This window comes from Dokdonella sp., from assembly GCF_041395345.1.
In the GTDB taxonomy this organism is placed as follows: Bacteria; Pseudomonadota; Gammaproteobacteria; order Xanthomonadales; family Rhodanobacteraceae; genus Dokdonella.
On the sequence record NZ_JAWLAR010000006.1, the window covers coordinates 26866 to 45776 of the forward strand.

Sequence of the window (18911 nt, forward strand, 5' to 3'; positions counted from 1 at the left end):
GGAACTTCCGGGTCGCGTTCAATGACTCCTTTCCGCCGGCGTCTGCGCAAGTTCCGTTTTCTCGTGCAGGCGATATTCGTGGCGCTGGTCATTACCGCGGCAGTGCTGGTCGGGTTCGCCCAACTGGCCTTGCCCTGGCTGGCCGACAATCCGCAACGCATCGAGGGCTGGCTGACCGAACGACTTGGGCGCAACGTAACGATCGGCAAGGTTTCAAGCATGTGGACGCGAGGCGGGCCTCGACTGATCCTCGATGATCTGCGCATCGCAAGCGGTCCCGCCAGCGAGACCGAACTGCGCCTGCCTCGTGCCGAGCTGGCGCTTAACCTGTATGCCGCATTCCAGCGCAATCGCGCCTGGAACGAATTTCGACTGGTCGGCCTGGATCTGTCGCTGGTTCGCAACACCGATGGTGTCTGGAAATTGTTCGGTATCGATCCGGCAGCCCGCGCCGGACGAGACGGAAGCTCGATGGGCGTCCTCGGCGCTGTCGTGCTGGTGGATCTCAAGGTCCAGGTAGTGGATGCATCGCGGGACATCAACCTCGACTTTCAGGTGCCCGAGTTGCGCGTGGTCAACCTCGGCCGGATTACTCGCGTTCTTGGCCAGATCGGTCGCAGCACCAGCACCATGTCGCCGCTTGCCCTGGTTGCCGACATCGATGTCGAGGCGGGCTCCGGGCGCCTCTACGCGGGTGGTCAAAGAGTCGATATTGCGGAGCTGATTTCGGGACTTCCTGTCGGCGGCATCAAGCTGGTATCCGCGAATGGCGACTTCGAATTCTGGGCCGACTGGCGGGACGCGCGTGTCGACGAAATCACTCTCAAGATGGACCTCGCCGAAACGGTGCTGGAAGCGCAAACCGAGATCGATACGGGCGAGCAGGTTTCGGTCCGGCCGAGGACCGCGTTCGAGCGTCTTGCCCTGGGCGCCCGACTGCGCAGGCTAGGCGACGACTGGCGGCTTGATGTGGCCGATGCAACGGTAACCCGCCAGGGTGAGGCGACGCCGCCCGCCCACTTTGTGATCGAACAGGAGACGGGTGAGCCCGGCCAGTTCTCCCTGCTAGCCAATGCCCTGGATCTGAATGCGCTCGCCAGCGTCGCGATGCTGGCCGAGTTCGCTCCTTCCGGCTTGCGACGTTGGCTCTACCTCGGTAACCCGCGTGGACGGGTGTCCGCCATGGATGTGCACTGGGAGTCAGCCGGCGATTTTTCGATCGACATGCTGGTCGAGGGAATGTCCAGCAGCGCAGCCCACGCCATTCCCGGCATCGACTCGCTGGATGCGCGAATTCGCGGCGACTCCCAGTCCGTGATGCTGGAGATTCCGAGGCAGGCGACGCGCATCGACTACCCGATGGTCTTTCGCAAGCCATTCGAGCTGGTCCGTTTTGGCGGCGATGTACTGATCTGGCCGGAAGGCTCGGGATGGCAGGTGAAAACCAGTCTGTTCGATTTCAGCGCAATGGACTACACGGTCCAACTTCGCGGTGGACTGGTATTTCAGGGCGACGGGACCAAACCGCTGATAGATGCTGCAGCCCTCGTCAGCAACGCCGATGTGCAGGCAGCCAAGTTGTTCTGGCCGGTCAACACCATGCCGCCACCGGTAGTCGAGTGGCTCGATCGTGCGCTCGTCACCGGAACCGTGGTGGAGGGACGCGCCATTGCTCGCGGCGATCTGGACAACTGGCCGTTCGAGGACAATACGGGTCGCTTCGACTCGCGCGCCGAACTGCGTGGTCTGGAGTTGGCCTTCCTGCCGGACTGGCCGAATGGCGAAAATCTCGATGTGACCGCCCGTTTCATCAACGGTGGCATGCAGGCAAGCGTCGCGAAGGGTCAGTCGATGGGAGTCACGGTGGATGCGGCCGAGGCGACCATTGCCCGATTCAAGGATTCATTGCTGACGCTGTCGATTGATGCCAGCGGTCCGGGCGCCGGTCTTCTGGAATACTTGCGCGCCACTCCGGTGGGCAAGCAGCGTGCCGAATATCTCGACGGCCTTTCGATTGGCGGCAGCGGCGACGCCCACCTGCAGATCGATGTGCCACTCAACGACAACGAACGCATGACACTCGATGGTCGCGTCGATCTCACGGGGTCCGATCTGGCAGAGGCGAATTGGGGATTGCGCTTCGATCAGGCCAACGGTCGCGTCGCATTCAGCCGGACCAGCGTGCTGGCCAACGCCCTGCAGGCGGAATATGCCGGTTTTCCGGTCATGCTGGGCATTGCCATCGGCAGCTCGACGCTGGACACGCAAAACACCTTCGAAGCCAGTCTGCAGGGCGTGCTGCCGGCCGCAACGGTGTTCGGGCGGGCGACCGACCTGGCCTCGGCCATGCCCAGTTTCCCGGGTGAAGCGAACTGGTTGATCGATCTGCAGATTGGCGACGATGCGGGCGCAGCCAAGGGGCGCAAGAGCCTTCGTCTGCAGAGCGACCTGCAAGGCATCGACATGCTCCTGCCTGCGCCGCTGGACAAGCCGGCTGCAGTGGCGATGCCGTTTTCGCTGAACCTGGAAATGCCGATTGCTGGTCAGGAATTCAGTGCACGCCTTGGCGATGTGGTCCGTGCCACGGGTCGCTTGCCTGGCCCTCTGAATCCATTGTCGGCACGACTGGATTTCGGGCCCGGGGATCCTGCCGGAACCGTACCGCCTGCTGGCCTGCAGATTGACGGCAAGGTCGGCTCACTCGATGCCGGTGGCTGGATTTCCCTGTTCAGCGCCGGGGGGGGCGGGGGCGATCTGCTCAAGGGCGTGTCGCTCGATGTCGGCAACATGCAGATCGCGGGTCGCGATATTCCGGACCTTCATGTCGATCTGGTGCCGCAACAGGAGGACACGTCGATACGCATTTCGGGTGAGGCCATGGAAGGCGAGATCAGTGTGCCAGGAGCGGAACTGGACAAGCGCGGGATCACGGCACAGATGAGCCGCATCCTCTGGCCTGACCTTCCGGAAGAGAAAGAGTCCGGCCCCGATGCATTGTCCGACGTCGATCCGAAAGGCATCCCGCCCCTGCATCTGTGGGTGGGCGAGCTGCAGATGGGCGAAACGCGCATGGGTGAAGTGCGCCTCGAAAGCTTTCCTGCCGATACCGGCATGCGTCTGGACCTGCTTGAAGCCAGATCGGCCGACTTCGACCTGCGCGCCAGCGGCGACTGGTATGGCAGCGCCGGTGAAAACGAATCGCATCTGGTCATCGACATGAGCGCCGGGAGTCTTGGCAGCATGCTCGATGCGTTTGGCTATGCGGGCATCATCGAAGGTGGGGAAACCTTTTCCCGGATCGATGCGACCTGGCCAGGCGCGCCCACCGCCTTTGCCCTGGCCAAGACCACCGGAACCCTGGAGATATCGGTCGACAAGGGGCGAATCCTTGACGTCGATCCCGGAGCAGGGGGTCGCTTGTTCGGACTCTTCTCCTTGCGCGAAATTCCGCGTCGCCTTTCGCTTGATTTCAGCGACCTGTTCAAATCGGGCATGAGTTTCAATTCGATCAACGGCAGTTTCCAGCTGCGTGACGGCAGTGCCTACACCGACAATCTGCTGATCAACAGCCCGGCAGCCGATATTGAAATCAGCGGTCGCACCGGATTGCGAGAGAAGGTTTATGACCAGGAAATGGTAGTGACGCCACGCGCCGGGGTCGCCTTGCCGCTGGTGGGTGCGCTGGCTGGCGGACCTGTTGGAGCCGCCGCCGGCATTGTCGTGCAGACGCTGATAGGCAAGAAGATCAACCAGGCGGCGCGATCGCGGTATTCCGTCGAAGGCAGTTGGGAAGCCCCGAAAATCACTCTGGTGAGTCGGGAGGAATACGAGGCAGGAAAGGCGGCAACGGCGACGCAACCAGGCATGCCGGTTGACGGCACGACGGACTCCAGCAACGAGCCTCCTGCGATGCTGGCCCGGCCCGATCCGGCTTCGGAATCGACTGATGGCGATGGCGGTAGTGGCGCGCAAGAAACGGAACTCGAATCCGGCCCTGCGGAGACTGGTCTCGATCCGGTGCCGGAAAGGCCAACACCCGACCCGACTGGTGTGACTGGCGAAGAGCCAGACTCGGGCATCTGAGCCCGACGTCGTGCTACGACTTCGACTTGGACTTCGTTGCACGACGCAGAGGGTGTTTGCCAACCTCCGGCGCGTTGCAACCGCAGGGGGGGGCAGAACTTCCACGAGGCCTGCAATTCCTGCGCGAGGCGGCACTACCAGCAGGCATTCACACGCCTGCGGTGCGCGAGTACCTCCGTTTGCGGGCCCCCGCGCTGCGGGGGTGTGAATGCCATCCTTCATCCGCTCAGGGAAGAGGGCAAACCAGCCACATTCGCGCCGCTCGCCTGCATACCCAGAATGCCTGGAGTTCCCGGTGCATGCCCACTGGATGACGCGTGTCCAGTCCAGGGGATGCTTGCTTGCCGTGACCGGGGCATCCTCGGAAGTACGGCGAAATTTCCAGGCGCCCTTTCAGATGCGCGAATAGTTCCATGACTGCATCACCCCATCCCGATACGGCATGACGCCGTGGAAGAGGCGCGGATCCGCGTCAAACACGAGGGGCAGGAAGTGCGAGTCGCCCTCCCAAAGCGGCAGTTCGGACAGGCGCTCAAGGTCGACCCATTCGAGCAGGCCTTCTTCGTTGCCGGGAGGCGGGGTACCGGCAAACTTCTCGATCAGGAAGATGAAACACAGCCAGTCCTCGCCCTGCTTGCCGAAACCCGGCCAGCTGATCGTGCCGCGCAGACGAAGATCGATGCAGTCGATCGCCGCCTCTTCGGAAAGTTCTCGCCGCATGCAAGTGACCACATCCTCGTCCGGATCCATCTTGCCGCCGAGACCGTTGTACTTGCCGAAGTGCTGGTCAGTGGCCCGCGCATTTCTGTGCACGAGAAGGACCTGGGAGCGGTCCTCGGAAAGTACGTAGCCAAGCGTTGCAACAATCGGGGTGTAGGGCATGATTCGCGCATGAGTTTGCCGGAATCCGGCATTTTCGCAGATTGGTGGCTGATCCTCGAATGCCGAACGCCCGGCATGATCCGATGCGTGGGTCTGGCGACGCCGACAAGGCGCAAACATCGCGCCTTGATCCGGACCGTCGGCGCGATTTGCGAGCGCGGAACTTCCAAACTGACAGGACACTCGCGTTGCAAATCAGCTGATGAACTCCGATCAAACCACACGAATGGCGACCCTGAGCGGCGCGATGGCGATCCTGCTCTGGTCCTCGCTGGCACTGATGACGGTTTTCACGGCCGCATTGCCGCCATTTCAGGTTCTTGCAATCAGTTTTGCCGTCGGCGGAATCACCAGCATGTTCGCTGGGAGTCATGCCGTCGGACGCCTGCGCGGAATGCAGCAGCCCTGGCCGGGATTCGTTCTGTCCGTGGCCGCCCTGTATGGCTATCACGCGCTCTATTTCATCGCGTTTCGGAACGCGCCAGCCGTCGAGGTCAATCTGGTCAACTACCTGTGGCCACTGCTTATCGTGGTGTTTGCCGCATTCCTGCCTGCGGTGCGCCCGCAGCCCGCACAGTTTGCAGGCACTGCGCTTGGCCTTGCCGGAGTGGGCATCATGCTCGGCCACGACCGGGGTTTTTCGTTCGATAGCAGCTACTGGGTCGGATATCTGGCCGCTCTGGGAGCTGCATTGACCTGGTCGACCTATTCAGTGCTGAACCGGCGCTTCCGCGACGTGCCGAGTTCGGCTATTGGCGGTGCATGCCTGACCGTGGCCTTGCTTGCGGGGATCACGCACCTGACTTTCGAAAGCACCATCAGCCCCACTGCCGGGCAGTGGCTGGTCCTGATCCTGATGGGGCTGGGCCCGGTCGGCATCGCGTTCCGGTTGTGGGATCGTGGCACCAAGCATGGCGAAATCGCCGTACTCGGAACCCTCTCCTATGCAGCACCGCTGCTGTCGACCCTGCTTCTGTTGCTGAGCGGAGCGGTCTCCGCCCACTGGAGCCAGGCCGTGGCCGTGATATTGCTGATGATCGGAGCCTGGATCAGCGTGCGCACTCAGGGGTCGAGACCTCCAACCCGTTGAATCGCGGCGAACAATTCGTCATCACACCGCCTGTTTCATCTGTCTGTCTCATTGGCGTAATTCGGCAGCAACCTCGAGCCGTTACGGTTCAGGACTTTGGCCACGCGCTTAACGGCCCTGTCACTGAATGAAACCAGAAATGAAACATGATCTGAAACTGCCTCTTCGGCGCAGTGCCCTGCTGGCGGCCCTGATGCTGGCCCTGTCACCGGTTGCTGCCCGGGCCGACGTTGTTGCGGTCGAGAGTGAAGGCGAGGAATCGGCGGCTGCCCGCCCCGATACACTCGCCGAGGAAGAACTGGTGGCCGGCAGCGATGACCTCGTGGCGGCGGATGATCCGAATGCCGTGGAACTGCGCGGGGTTGAAGTGCAGGGCAAGGTAGGGAACGACAATCAGGTGCTCTATCTCGAGGAAAAGCGGGCGTCGCCGGAGATCGTCGAAGCGCTGAGTTCCGAACAGATCGCACGCACGGGAGATTCCGATGTGGCGACAACGCTGAAGCGCGTGCCCGGCTTGAGCGTCGTCAATGGTCGTTACGTCTATGTACGCGGTCTTGGTGAACGTTATTCAAGCGTGTTGCTGAATGGCGCACAGATTCCCAGTCCGGACTTCACCCGGCGCGTGGTACCACTGGATCTGTTCCCGACCGAGCTGCTCGACGGCATCATTGTGCAGAAGACCTATTCGCCGAATCTGCCCGGCGAATTCGGCGGCGGTGCGGTGATCCTGCGCACACGCGAAGCGCCACAGTCGCCGTTCTTCCGTATCCAGGGAACCATCGGCTATACCAGTGGCACGACCTTCCAGGACGGTCTGAGCTATCAGGGCGGCGACCGTGACTGGACCGGCGAAGACGACGGCACGCGTGCGCTGCCGGGCTCGCTGCAAGCGGCAATTGCAGGGGGCAGCTACCTGCGACCCGCCTCGGCCAACAACCCCGGTGGCGCGACGCCCGAACAATTGCAGGAATACGGTTGGGATCTTGCCGAATCAGGCTTTGCGATCGAGCCTGAACGCATCGGCCCTGATGGCGGACTCTCGATCGGGCTGGGCAACAGCTTCCAGCTCAGCGACGACGTACGTCTCGGACTGATCGGTGCCGTTCGCTATCGGCAGGACTGGGACTCGGTGGCCGAGGTCCGCAACATCTACTCGAACAGCAACAGTGGTTTGACCCAGGTCGGTAATCTCGAGGTCGATCTCACGGATCGCGAAGTCGATTCCAGCGCCTTCATCGGCGCAAACCTTGATCTGGGCAAGTACCACCGGATCGGATTGACCCTGCTCGACCTGCGCCAGACCCAGGACTTGACCCGGATCAGCGACGGTATTGTCGACAGCGTGGATTCGAGCTACTACGAGCTGCGCTGGACCGAGAACGAGCTGATCGCCGAACAACTGGTCGGCACGCATATGTTCCCGAGCATGCACGATCTCGAAATCCACTGGCAGTACACGCACTCCGATGCGAGTCGCGACCAGCCCAACCGTCGCACCTATCGCTACGATCGTGCCGACGACGTGCTCGAATACTCGCGACGTTCGGACGCCAATGCATCCAGCTTCGGCGAGCTCGATGACAGCCAGGACGACTTCGAGATCAGTGCAGTGCTGCCGTTCTACTTCGAGAGCGGGCCGTCCCTGCTGCTGAGCGGCGGCCTCGGACGCACCACACGCGATCGCGATTCCTCGATCCGCACGTTCTCGTATCTGCTCGCCTCGGGCTCGCCACTGAACAGCGAGCCCGGCTTCTTCGCCCAGCCGATTGACCAGATCCTCAATTCGGCAAACATTCGCCCGGACGGGTTCGTGTTGCGCGAGGTGACCCGACCGACCGACAACTATTTCGCCGACCAGACCGTCGACAACTATTTCGTCAATGCCGAGCTGGATCTGGGTACCTGGCGAATCAGCGCCGGCGCGCGCCATGAATCGAACTCGCAATCGGTGACGACATTCGACGTCGGCAATTCGAACTTCGACCCGATCGTCTCCAGCGACGATTCCGACATCTGGCTTCCTGCGCTGGCCGTCACATGGGCATACAGTGACGCTGCACAATTCCGGTTTGCCTACAGCAAGACGCTGTCGCGGCCGGATTTCCGCGAGCTCTCACCGGCGCCGTACACCGATCCCGATCTTGACATCGACACGATAGGCGATCCGGACCTGCTCTCCACGCGCATTCAGAATCTCGACTTGCGCTGGGAGTATTACTTCGGTGGCGCAGATACGTTTTCCGTTGCACTGTTCGAGAAGAAATTCGACAACCCCATAGAAAAGCTACGCATTCCCGGTTCGACGCCGTTGCTGCAATTGTCCAACGCCATGAGTGCCGACAACTACGGAATCGAAGTCGAACTGCAGAAGAACCTCGGCTTCATCGGCGAACGATGGATTGAAAGTCTCGATACCAGCCCGTACAGCATCGGATTCAACTACACGCGCGTGAAGTCCTCGATCGAGCTGGATTCGGAAAGCGCGGGCTTCCAGACCAATCTGTCGCGACCGATGCAGGGCCAGTCGCCCTATGTGGTCAATCTGAATCTCGGTTACACCACCGATCGAAATGAAGCGAACCTGCTCTGGAGCCGCTTTGGCAGCCGCATATCGGAAGTCGGCGTACAGGGTCAGCCCGATGTCTACGAGGAGTCCTACAACAGCCTCGACTTCATCTGGCGCCACTTCATCAACGACAACTGGCGCGCGACTTTCCGGCTGCGCAACCTGCTCGACTCCGAGGTCCGTTTCACCCAGGGCGGTCTCGACACACGCCTCTACCAGAAGGGGCGTGAAGTGCTGTTTTCGCTGGAGTGGCGGCCGCTGCAATAGGGTTGCAACACGATTCGTCGAATCGTAGTGAAAGCATCATTTGACGGAAAGGACGCTGTCATCGGTCTCTGTGCATCCTCTGGAAGCAGTCGCCCGTGCTCGATCCGGCATGCGGCGACGACGCTTCCAATCAACGGAGATCGAGCATGAGATTCAACAAAGCAGCAAGAGCAGCACTCCTTGCGACCTGCGTGGCGGGCGGATTCTTCGCTACCGCTGCAAACGCCGCCGTGACCATGACGGACGCATTTTCAGGCAACTGGAGCGATCTGGATCGTCAAGGCAAGGGTTGGGGCGTCGACGTCCTTACCCGACCCAATGGCGACAGGGTGATATTCCTTTTCGGCTCGACCTTCGATGCCGAAGGCAATCCGTTCTGGATCACCGCCAACTGGGATATCAAGGAATTCGAATTTGCCTGGTCCGGCAAACCGGTGGGCAAGGTGGAGGGAGCGACGTTCTCCGGATCCGAGCCGGTGACGGTCACGCCGATCGGCACCCTCGCGATGAGTGTCGAGAGCTGCGGCGAGATCACGATCAATGTCACGCCCAATGCCGAGAGCGGATTCCAGCCGATTTCACAGACCCTGACGCCGATCCAGTCGCTGGCGTCGGGCGTAGCGCAGAAAGGCTCCAAATGCGTGTACAAGAGGAAGTTCACCGGTTGTCCTGCAGGCACCACGCCCGGCGTGCAGCCGCGCAGTTGCGTGCTGAGTGGCGCGATCACGAGCGACCGTACCCTGACCAACGAGACGACCTGGGTGCTTGACGGCCTGGTCCGTGTGGGCGGCGACAACACCAACAAGACCGTGTTGACGATCGAGCCGGGTACCTTGCTGACCGGCAATGGCGCCACTTCGGATTATCTCTATGTGCAGCCGGGTTCGCGCATCATCGCGGATGGCGAGGCCTATGCGCCGATCATCTTCACCAGCTCCGACGACGGTGTCGACAGCGGCCGCGAACCGGCTCCCAAGGACTGGGGCGGTGTCGTGCTTTCGGGCAATGCTCCGAACAACAAGTGTCCGACTGCGCCGTACGATTGCCGCAGCGAGTTCGATCCGAGCCTGCGCTACGGCGGCAACGATCCGCACGACAGCTCGGGCATCATGCGCTACGTGCAGGTTCGCTACAGCGGTTACATCTTCACCGAAGGTCGTGAAGTCAACGCTTTCACGTTCCAGTCGGTGGGTGATGGCACCGTACTCGAGTACCTGCAGGCCTATCGCGGTGGCGACGATGGCGTGGAATGGTTCGGCGGCACCGTCAATGCCAGCCACCTTGTCGTGATCGACGGCGGCGACGATTCGTTCGACTGGGACGAGGGTTGGGCCGGGAAGGTTCAGTTCGCGTACTCGAAGACCGGCAACGGTTTCGGTGAGGACAACGGCTTCGAAGCCTCGAACCAGGCCGACAACCAGGACGCCACACCGCGCGCTCAACCGACGTTCGCAAACTTCACCTTCATCGGCGGCGCGACCGCCGGCAATGGCATCCTGTTCAAGGAAGGTACGGGTGGCAACCTGGTCAATGGCCTGGTCCGCGGTTATGACAAGGCCGGCAAGGCTTGCCTCAACATCACCAACACACCGACCTTTGCCGCAGCCGGCTCGCCGGCGGCACTGACGGGCACCCTGACCATCGATCACACGTATCTGAATTGCGCCACGGCGTTCGCCCAGTCGGCCGATGCGCCATGGACGGCAGAGGCCTTTTTCAACGCGCAGCCGGGCAACTCGATCGCCGATGCGATGGTCAACGGCTACCTGCCGATGGCCAATTCGCCGCTGCGCACGGGCGGTCGCATGATTCCCGATCCGTTCTTCGCGCCGGCTCCCTATGTCGGTGCGTTCAGCGGTCCGGATGACGACTGGATGCAGACCTGGACCTATCGGGCGCAGTAGCCGTCCGGAACCGGCGCATCGGATGATGTGCCGGTTCGCCACAGGCAGGACCAGCAGGCCCGTGTCACCCTCGGTGACGCGGGCTTTTTTTGGCAGCCGATTACAAGGGGCTGCTATTCATGCGGCGGATGCTTTTTCCTGGCCTCCGCCATGGCTGCCAGTTGTTCGGCACTGGCCTCGGCCTGGTAGCGAGCCTTCCATTCATCGAACGGTTGTCCGTAGATGCGTTCACGCGCCTGTTCGCGATCCAGGGTCAGACCTCGTTCGGCGGCCGCATCGCGGTACCAGTCTGCCAGGCAGTTGCGGCAGAAACCCGCCAGTATCATCAGGTCGATGTTCTGCACATCGTTGCGGGCCTGCAAGTGCCCGACAAGGCGGCGAAAGGCGGCTGCTTCGAGTTCGGTCGTGACATCTGGCATCGGTCGTGCTCCGGTTTGCGAGTGCTGTATCGACTCTAGCGCAGATCGACGTCGAGGCACGCCATGCCCGAGACGGGCTTCGATGATGGTGCTGGTGGCCCGATATGAAATCGCGAATGGAACAGGTCGCTCGCAGGCATTCCGTTTGAGCCTCTCTGGCTGTGCATGGATAATGCGCGGACTTGCCTGGAGACCCGATGAGCGCACGCCTGCTGGACGGCAAACGCATTGCCGCTGAACTGCTCGATCGTCTGGCGGAACGTGTGGACGCCCGCATCAAGGCCGGAAAGCCACGTCCGGGACTGGCCGTGATCCTGGTCGGTGACGAGCCGGCCTCGTCTGTCTATGTGCGCAACAAGCGCAAGGCCTGCGAGCGCGTCGGTTTTTCCTCACTGGCATTCGATTTGCCAGCCGCCACGCCGGAAGCCGATCTGGTCAGCCTCATCGAAAGGCTGAATGCGGATCCGGAGGTACACGGTATCCTCGTCCAGTTGCCCTTGCCCGCGCATGTGGATGCCAACGCCCTGATCAACCGGATTGATCCGCGCAAGGACGTGGACGGCTTCCAGGCCGAGAATGTCGGACGCCTGGTCCTGCGCCAGCGCGGCTTGCGACCGTGCACATCCAAGGGTGTGATGACCCTGCTCGCGAATACCGATCTGCCGGTGCGCGGCAAGCATGCCGTTGTGGTCGGCGTCTCCAACCATGTGGGCCGACCACTCATGCTCGAGTTGCTGCTTGCCGGCTGCACGACGACGGTGTGCCACCGATTCACGCGGGATCTGCCGGCATTTGTCGCCGAAGCCGACATCCTGGTGGTCGCCGTGGGCCGTCCCGATCTGGTCAGGGGCGAATGGGTCAAGCCCGGCGCCATCGTCATCGATGTCGGCATCAACCGGCGCGACGACGGCAGCCTGACCGGCGATGTCGAATTCGCGACGGCTGCCGAACGCGCGGCGTGGATCACTCCGGTGCCCGGTGGTGTGGGTCCGATGACCGTGGCGACGCTGATGGAGAATACGCTGGAGGCGGCAGAAACGTTTTTTGATTGACGCTTCCCTGCTTTCCGCAACGGGGAGGACCGGCCTTGTCGTTCATTTGCCTGTGGCTGCCGCTTCCCGGCCAAGCCTGGCGCGCTGAGCGGCCTCATCGCGCTTAACGTTGATCCAGGCGGCCACGCGATCGCCATCTGCGGGCGGCGTTCCCAGCCATCGGCTGTCGTCGCCATCAAGCAGATAGGCCGAATCCTCGCCGGCGCCGTGATAGACGTCGACCCGGTTGCGATCGTCGCCACGCGCGTGGAAGACCAGCTCCGGCGGCTCGGGATCGCTTCTGAGGAAACTGCCTGCATAGGGCGAACGACACCAGTTCACTCCGAATTGCCAGGCCAGGGAGGGCAGCAGGTCAGTTTGCTGGAAAGCCTCCTCGACCACCTTCGGCATCTGCACATTGCCGATCACGATCATCGGAACGCGAGCGAAGGCGCGTTCGCCAAACTGGCGATACTCGGCTTCATGCAGCGGAGTCATGGTGCGATGGTCGCCCATGATGATCAGCAGGCCGTTGTCGAAGAAGCCTCGTTGCCGGAGCGCCGCGTGCAGCTCGCCGAGCTGCTCGTCGACATAGCGGAACGAACCCTCGGGATCGATCTGGCGCGTGCGCGGGTTTACAAAGGGTGGATGGCTGGTGACGGTGAGCAGGACCGAGACAAACGGCCGGACTGGATCGCGCGTATCCAGCCAGTCAATGATTCGGTTGTAAAAGACCTCATCCGCGACCGCATTGAATTGCCAGCGTTCGTGGCCTTCGTACCAGGGTTCCTCGCTGCCATGCACTTCGGTATAGCCGATGCTGTTCAGCCATTCGCCGACACCCAGGAAGCCGGTGTCGCCCGGGGTCAGGAAGAGCGATTGATAATCCGCTTCGGCAGCCATGCCAGGCAATGAATCGGACCCGGTCCGGTAGTGGTCGAATGTGTACTCGAGCGCATTGGGCGGGTTTATCGGCAAGAGACCGCTGCCAATCGCCACTTCGGCTCCACTGGTGGTAAACCCGTTCGCATAGAAATGGGTGAAATAGTGGTTTTCGCGGGCGAGAGCATCGAGCCGGGGTGTCCAGTCCGCCGGCCCGCCAAGCAGCTTGCTATGCCAGGCCGAAAGCGATTCGGCCAGCACGACGATCACGTTCGGGCGCGTCGGCGAAGGGTTGTTCTCGCAGATCTCGGGCAGGCTCTTGATCTTCTCGCGTTCTCTCTCGATGAATTCGCGGCTGAACGGGCGACTGCTGCTTTGCGAAACATTGATTTCAAGAACGTTCCGGGTCAGCGAGGCATGTACATAGTGGACGGGCGTTATGGCCTGAATGCCGACCGCGGCAACCGCCGACAGCATGGCCAGCCCCCCCAGCCACATGGCCAGGTGCGGACGCCTGCGGTCGGGCAGGCAGGCAAGAACCAGCAGTACGAGCAGCACCAGGGTCGCAGCCAGCTTGAGCCAGCCTGTCGGAGAGGCAAGGCTCGCGCGCAGGACGCTCCAGTTGGCCTCCGTTTCGCCACCGAACCGGATCACGTCGGCGAAATACAGGCGATGGGTCAGCAAGTCGAACAGAATCACGTCCACGGTCGCGACAAGGACAAGGGCCGCGAATGCCACGCGCAGCGAACACTGGACCAGGGCCGATCGGACCAGCCAGGCCACGGCCAGCAGGCCGAGAGCCGCGGCAAGCAGCCAGGCGTCGTGGCCCATGGCCGGCAGGCGGACGCACTCCCTGCACCCGGTATAGGCCCCGACGACCGTGTCGACCCGGTCGGCCCGCAGGCCGAGCACGAGGGCAAGGACCAGGGCCAGCAGCAGCGTGGCAACAAGCCGGCAGTGCGAGCAAAAGCGGACGGATCCCGGGTCACCGGGCGAGGGTGGGGTCGATCGCATTGGCGGCTGGGTGCGGGAAAACGATAGAATAACCGACTTGCTCAGAACCCCATCGCGCCCATGCGTCTTCTCGCCGAAGCCCTGACGTTTGACGACGTCTACCTAGTCCCCGGTCACTCCGTTGTTCTGCCTCGCGACGTCGAGACTTCGTCTCGACTGACACGTACGCTCAACGTGAACGTGCCGATTATCTCCGCCGCCATGGATACGGTGACCGAAGCCCGCCTCGCCATCGTCATGGCCCAGTGCGGCGGGATCGGCATCATCCACAAGAACATGAGCCTTGAGCAGCAGGCCGCCGAAGTCCGCCTGGTCAAGAAATTCGAGGCTGGCGTGATCCGTGATCCACTGACCGTGCACCCCGACGCGACGATCAGCGATGTCATGCGAATCACCCGCGAGCACGGTATCTCGGGCGTGCCGGTGGTCGACAAGGAAGAGCTGGTCGGCATCGTCACCAGTCGCGACATGCGCTTTGAAAAGAAGCACGACGATCCGGTCAAGAACATCATGACCCGCAAGGATCGCCTGATCACGGTCAAGGAAGGTGCCAGCGAAGACGAGGTGCTGGCCCTGCTGCACAAGTACCGCATCGAAAAGGTACTGGTCGTGAACGACGCCTTTCAATTGCGCGGGCTGATCACGGTCAAGGATATCCAGAAGGCCCGCGACAACCCGCACGCCGCCAAGGATGCGCACGAGCGCCTGCGCGTTGGCGCCGCAGTCGGTGTGGGCGGCGATACCGAGCGTCGCGTTGCGGCCCTCGTCGAGGCGGGTGTCGATGTCATCATCGTCGATACCGCCCATGGTCATGCGCAGTCGGTTATCGATCGCGTGGCCTGGGTCAAGAAGAACTTTCCGGATACGCAGGTCATCGGCGGCAATATCGTTACCGCAGAAGCTGCATTGGCGCTGCGCGATGCGGGGGCCGATGCAGTCAAGGTCGGCGTCGGCCCGGGCTCGATCTGCACGACACGCATCGTCACCGGTGTTGGCGTGCCGCAGATTACCGCGATCGACCTGGTTGCCAATGCATTGCAGGACGAGATTCCCCTGATCGCCGACGGCGGCATCCGCTACTCGGGCGATCTGGCCAAGGCCATCGTTGCCGGGGCCTCGACGGTCATGCTTGGCAGCATGTTCGCCGGCACCGAAGAGTCGCCGGGAGAGGTCGAGCTGTTCCAGGGTCGCTCCTACAAGAGCTATCGCGGCATGGGTTCGATGGGTGCGATGGAGAAGGGGTCCAGCGACCGCTATTTCCAGGACGCATCCGACCCCGAGAAACTTGTCCCTGAAGGCATCGAAGGCCGCGTTCCGTATCGCGGTCCGCTGCGCAGCATCATCCATCAGCTGGTCGGAGGATTGCGCGCCTCGATGGGTTACTGCGGCTGCGCCAACATCGAAGAGATGCGCACGCGGCCCCAGTTCGTGCGCGTCACCAGCGCCGGCGTCCGCGAGGCCCACCCGCACGACATCCAGATCGTCAAGGAAGCACCGAATTACCAGTTGAGTTGATTCGGGCAGGGATTCGAGATTCGGAATTCGTCGAAGCGGTACTTCGCGAATTGCCGGGCCCAGCCTGAAATCCGGCTTCTTGCTGTTGCGAATCCCCAATCCCGAATCCCATTGCATGACCAACATCCACCACGACAAGATCCTGATCCTCGATTTCGGTGCGCAGTACACCCAGCTGATTGCGCGGCGCATTCGTGAAATCGGGGTGTACTGCGAGATCTGGGCCTGGGATCATGATCCGGCCGAGATCGCTGCCTACGGGGCCAGAGGCATCATCCTGTCCGGTGGGCCGGAGTCGACCACGCTGCATGGCGCTCCGAGCGCACCGCAGCAGGTGTTTGATTCAGGCTTGCCGATTCTCGGCATCTGCTATGGCATGCAGACCCTGGCGGCGCAGCTGGGCGGCTCGACCGAAGCGGCCGATGCGCGCGAGTTCGGCCACGCCGAAGTCGAGGTTGTTGCCCGCGACGAGTTGTTGCACGGGCTCAACGATCATCCGGGCCAGCCGCCACGCCTGAATGTCTGGATGAGCCACGGTGATCACGTCGCCACGGCACCGCCCGGATTTGTCGTCACGGCACGCACCGATCGCATTCCTGTGGCCGCCATGGCCAACGAGGAAAAGCGCTGGTACGGCGTGCAATTCCATCCAGAAGTGACCCATACCCGCCAGGGCGAGACCTTGCTGCGTCGATTCGTCGCCGAGATCTGCGGCTGTCGCACCCTGTGGACAGCGGCCAACATCATCGACGACCAGATCGCACGCGTGCGCGAAACGGTGGGCAAGGATGAAGTCATCCTCGGCCTCTCGGGCGGGGTTGATTCCTCGGTGGTCGCCGCGCTGCTGCATCGCGCGATCGGCACGCAGTTGACCTGCGTATTCGTCGACACCGGCCTGCTGCGCTGGCAGGAGGGCGACCAGGTGATGGCCATGTTTGCCGAGCACATGGGCGTCAAGGTCATTCGCGTGAATGCGGCAGAGCGCTACTTCAGTGCGCTCAAGGGGATCAGCGATCCCGAAGCGAAGCGCAAGGTGATCGGCAATCTGTTCATCGAGATTTTCGACGAAGAGTCCTCGAGGCTGGCCAATGCGCGCTGGCTGGCGCAGGGCACCATTTATCCGGATGTCATCGAGTCGGCCGGCAGCGGGACCGGCAAGGCCCACGTCATCAAGAGCCATCACAACGTCGGCGGGCTGCCGGCGCACATGAAGCTCGGTCTGGTCGAACCCTTGCGTGAATTGTTCAAGGACGAGGTGCGCCGTCTCGGCGTCGAGCTTGGCCTGCCACGGGCCATGGTCTATCGGCATCCGTTCCCCGGCCCCGGTCTTGGCGTGCGCATCCTCGGCGAGGTCAAGCCCGAGTACGCAGAACTGCTTGCACGCGCCGACGCGATCTTCATCGAAGAGCTGCGCAAGGCGGACCTCTACGACAAGACCAGCCAGGCCTTTGCCGTGTTTCTGCCCGTGAAGTCGGTCGGTGTTGTCGGCGACGCACGCGCCTATGAGTGGGTGATCGCGTTGCGCGCGGTGGAGACCATCGATTTCATGACCGCACATTGGGCGCATCTGCCGTACGAATTCCTCGGTACGGTCTCCAATCGCATCATCAACGAGTTGCGCGGCATCTCGCGCGTGGTCTACGACATCAGCGGCAAGCCACCGGCCACGATCGAGTGGGAGTGATCGCGTTCTGCCGATTCGCGACCGCCGGTCCGGGTTGCTGAGCCTGGAAGGGCGGGTTTCGGCCGACTCTCCTGTCGCAGGGATTCATGCCACCTCCGAGGCACCTCATGTACCTGATTCTGCACATACTGATTGTTGCCGCCGTGGTCGCACGCGTGCTCTTGCGCCGACATCGGGATCCGACTTCGCGGGTCGCCTGGATCGTCGTGGTCCTTGCCCTGCCGTTTCTGGGTGTGCTGGCCTACGTGTTGCTGGGAGAGACCAGCATCGGCAGGAAACGCGCAGAAAGGCTGTACAAGGTCATGTCCGACATGCCGGGCATGGATGAAGTGCCGGGCTGGTCCGGAGCGACCGGAAAGGTTGGAACCGATCCACAGCATGAGTCCCTGTTCCGCGTCGGTGAACACATCAGCGGATACGCTGCGACAGCCGGCAACCAGGCCAGATTGATGGCGAGTTCGGATGCCGCGATCGAAAGCATGATCGCGGACATTGAGTCGGCCGCCGACCACGTGCACCTGCTGTTTTACATCTGGTTGCCCGACAACAACGGGTCGCGCATGGCCAGAGCACTGATTCGCGCAGCCGCACGAGGCGTCAAGTGTCGGGCTATGGTCGACGACATGGGATCGCGGCTGCTGATCAAGTCGACCCTGTGGACGGAGATGGAATCCGCAGGCGTGGCCTTGTGCCGCGTACTCAAGGTCGGCAATCCCTTGCTGCGCATCTTCAATGGCCGCATTGACTTGAGAAACCACCGCAAGATTGTCGTGATCGACAACCGGGTCACCTATTGCGGCAGCCAGAATTGCGCCGACCCCGAATTCCTGGTCAAGAAGAAGTTCGCCCCCTGGGTGGACGTGGTAGTGCGCTTCACCGGTCCCGTCGTCCGGCAGAACCAGCACCTGTTCGCGAGCGACTGGATGGCCTACGCGAATGAGGACATCAGGGAAATCCTGTTGCAACCCCTGGCAACTGTCGGTCCCGGATTCGCAGCCCAGGTGATCGCGAGCGGGCCGACTCTGCGGCACTCGGCCATGCCGGAAATCTTCGAGAGTCTCATTTATGCGGCACGTCGCAGGCTGTTCATAACAACGCCGTACTATGTTCCGCTCGAGTCGCTGCAGGCAGCCATCTGCGCTGCAGGAAACCGGGGCGTGGACACCTCGATCATTTTCCCCGCGCGCAATGACGACTTCGCGGTGGGGGCTACCTGCAGGAGCTACTACGAAGACCTGCTTGCCGCCGGAGTCAGGGTCTACGAATACCAGGCCGGTCTGCTGCATGCCAAGACGTTGACCGTGGACGACGAGCTGACGCTGGTCGGGTCCGCGAACATGGATCGTCGCAGTTTCGATCTGAACTATGAAAACAACATCCTGTCTTGCGACAGGGAGCTTACCCTGCAGGTGCTCGGGCGGCAGCAGGAGTTCCTGGCCGATTGCAGGGAGGTGACTGCCGAGGAGGTCGCCGGTTGGGGTTGGTCAAGGCGGTTGCTGCACAATGCACTCGCGATCGTGGGGCCAGTCCTCTAATGTGGTGGCTTGAAGGTCCGAACAGCTCCGTTGTCAACA

The 18911-nt window shown here is 62.1% G+C and carries 11 protein-coding genes; 8 read left to right on the top strand and 3 right to left on the bottom strand.

Annotation, left to right across the window (positions count from 1 at the left end):
• Positions 1-21: 21 nt before the first annotated feature.
• On the top strand, positions 22-4083 hold the full coding sequence (locus R3F00_RS06800) for a YhdP family protein (protein ID WP_371281004.1): 4062 nt from the start codon (positions 22-24) through the stop codon (positions 4081-4083).
• Between the two features lie 393 nt (positions 4084-4476).
• On the opposite strand, the gene R3F00_RS06805 is transcribed toward R3F00_RS06800, so the two are convergent.
• Entirely contained in the window at positions 4477-4965 is a 489-nt protein-coding gene (locus R3F00_RS06805) for an NUDIX domain-containing protein (protein ID WP_371281005.1), read from the bottom strand.
• A gap of 202 nt (positions 4966-5167) precedes the next feature.
• Here R3F00_RS06805 and R3F00_RS06810 point away from each other — a divergent pair, with 202 nt between their 5' ends.
• The 3 genes from R3F00_RS06810 (at position 5168) to R3F00_RS06820 (ending at position 10792) form a co-directional block, all read left to right on the top strand.
• Positions 5168-6055: a DMT family transporter gene (locus R3F00_RS06810; RefSeq protein WP_371281006.1), complete on the top strand. Its 888-nt coding sequence runs from the start codon at positions 5168-5170 to the stop codon at positions 6053-6055.
• A gap of 139 nt (positions 6056-6194) precedes the next feature.
• A complete protein-coding gene (locus R3F00_RS06815; RefSeq protein ID WP_371281007.1) occupies positions 6195-8888 on the top strand; it encodes a TonB-dependent receptor domain-containing protein in 2694 nt (897 codons plus the stop codon).
• 146 nt (positions 8889-9034) lie between these two features.
• On the top strand, positions 9035-10792 hold the full coding sequence (locus R3F00_RS06820; RefSeq protein WP_371281008.1) for a hypothetical protein: 1758 nt from the start codon (positions 9035-9037) through the stop codon (positions 10790-10792).
• Between the two features lie 113 nt (positions 10793-10905).
• Here R3F00_RS06820 and R3F00_RS06825 read toward each other — a convergent pair whose 3' ends face one another.
• Complete coding sequence (locus R3F00_RS06825; protein ID WP_371281009.1) at positions 10906-11211, bottom strand: DUF1244 domain-containing protein; 306 nt, start codon at positions 11209-11211, stop codon at positions 10906-10908.
• Positions 11212-11408: 197 nt separating this feature from the next.
• Between R3F00_RS06825 and folD the strand changes: the two genes are divergently transcribed.
• Positions 11409-12263, top strand: a complete 855-nt coding sequence (folD, locus tag R3F00_RS06830) for a bifunctional methylenetetrahydrofolate dehydrogenase/methenyltetrahydrofolate cyclohydrolase FolD (protein WP_371281010.1) — start codon at positions 11409-11411, stop codon at positions 12261-12263.
• Between the two features lie 42 nt (positions 12264-12305).
• On the opposite strand, the gene R3F00_RS06835 is transcribed toward folD, so the two are convergent.
• The gene (locus R3F00_RS06835) at positions 12306-14138 is read right to left on the bottom strand and encodes an LTA synthase family protein (protein WP_371281011.1); all 1833 of its coding nucleotides are present in this window, start codon (positions 14136-14138) and stop codon (positions 12306-12308) included.
• A 60-nt stretch (positions 14139-14198) separates the two neighbouring features.
• On the opposite strand from R3F00_RS06835, the gene guaB reads away from it, so the two are divergent.
• The 3 genes from guaB (at position 14199) to cls (ending at position 18872) form a co-directional block, all read left to right on the top strand.
• On the top strand, positions 14199-15653 hold the full coding sequence (gene guaB, locus R3F00_RS06840) for an IMP dehydrogenase (RefSeq protein WP_371281012.1): 1455 nt from the start codon (positions 14199-14201) through the stop codon (positions 15651-15653).
• Positions 15654-15768: 115 nt separating this feature from the next.
• A complete protein-coding gene (gene guaA, locus R3F00_RS06845; RefSeq protein WP_371281013.1) occupies positions 15769-17337 on the top strand; it encodes a glutamine-hydrolyzing GMP synthase in 1569 nt (522 codons plus the stop codon).
• Between the two features lie 107 nt (positions 17338-17444).
• Positions 17445-18872, top strand: coding sequence for a cardiolipin synthase (gene cls / locus R3F00_RS06850; RefSeq protein WP_371281014.1), 1428 nt, complete (start codon positions 17445-17447; stop codon positions 18870-18872).
• Positions 18873-18911 lie beyond the last annotated feature (39 nt).

Coding starts and splice junctions, on each gene's coding strand:
- guaA (WP_371281013.1), top strand. CDS start 15,769: ATGACCAACATCCACCACGACAAGATCCTGATCCTCGATTTCGGTGCG.
- R3F00_RS06810 (WP_371281006.1), top strand. CDS start 5,168: ATGAACTCCGATCAAACCACACGAATGGCGACCCTGAGCGGCGCGATG.
- R3F00_RS06800 (WP_371281004.1), top strand. CDS start 22: ATGACTCCTTTCCGCCGGCGTCTGCGCAAGTTCCGTTTTCTCGTGCAG.
- folD (WP_371281010.1), top strand. CDS start 11,409: ATGAGCGCACGCCTGCTGGACGGCAAACGCATTGCCGCTGAACTGCTC.
- R3F00_RS06825 (WP_371281009.1), bottom strand. CDS start 11,211: ATGCCAGATGTCACGACCGAACTCGAAGCAGCCGCCTTTCGCCGCCTT.
- R3F00_RS06815 (WP_371281007.1), top strand. CDS start 6,195: ATGAAACATGATCTGAAACTGCCTCTTCGGCGCAGTGCCCTGCTGGCG.
- R3F00_RS06805 (WP_371281005.1), bottom strand. CDS start 4,965: ATGCCCTACACCCCGATTGTTGCAACGCTTGGCTACGTACTTTCCGAG.
- guaB (WP_371281012.1), top strand. CDS start 14,199: ATGCGTCTTCTCGCCGAAGCCCTGACGTTTGACGACGTCTACCTAGTC.
- R3F00_RS06820 (WP_371281008.1), top strand. CDS start 9,035: ATGAGATTCAACAAAGCAGCAAGAGCAGCACTCCTTGCGACCTGCGTG.
- R3F00_RS06835 (WP_371281011.1), bottom strand. CDS start 14,138: ATGCGATCGACCCCACCCTCGCCCGGTGACCCGGGATCCGTCCGCTTT.
- cls (WP_371281014.1), top strand. CDS start 17,445: ATGTACCTGATTCTGCACATACTGATTGTTGCCGCCGTGGTCGCACGC.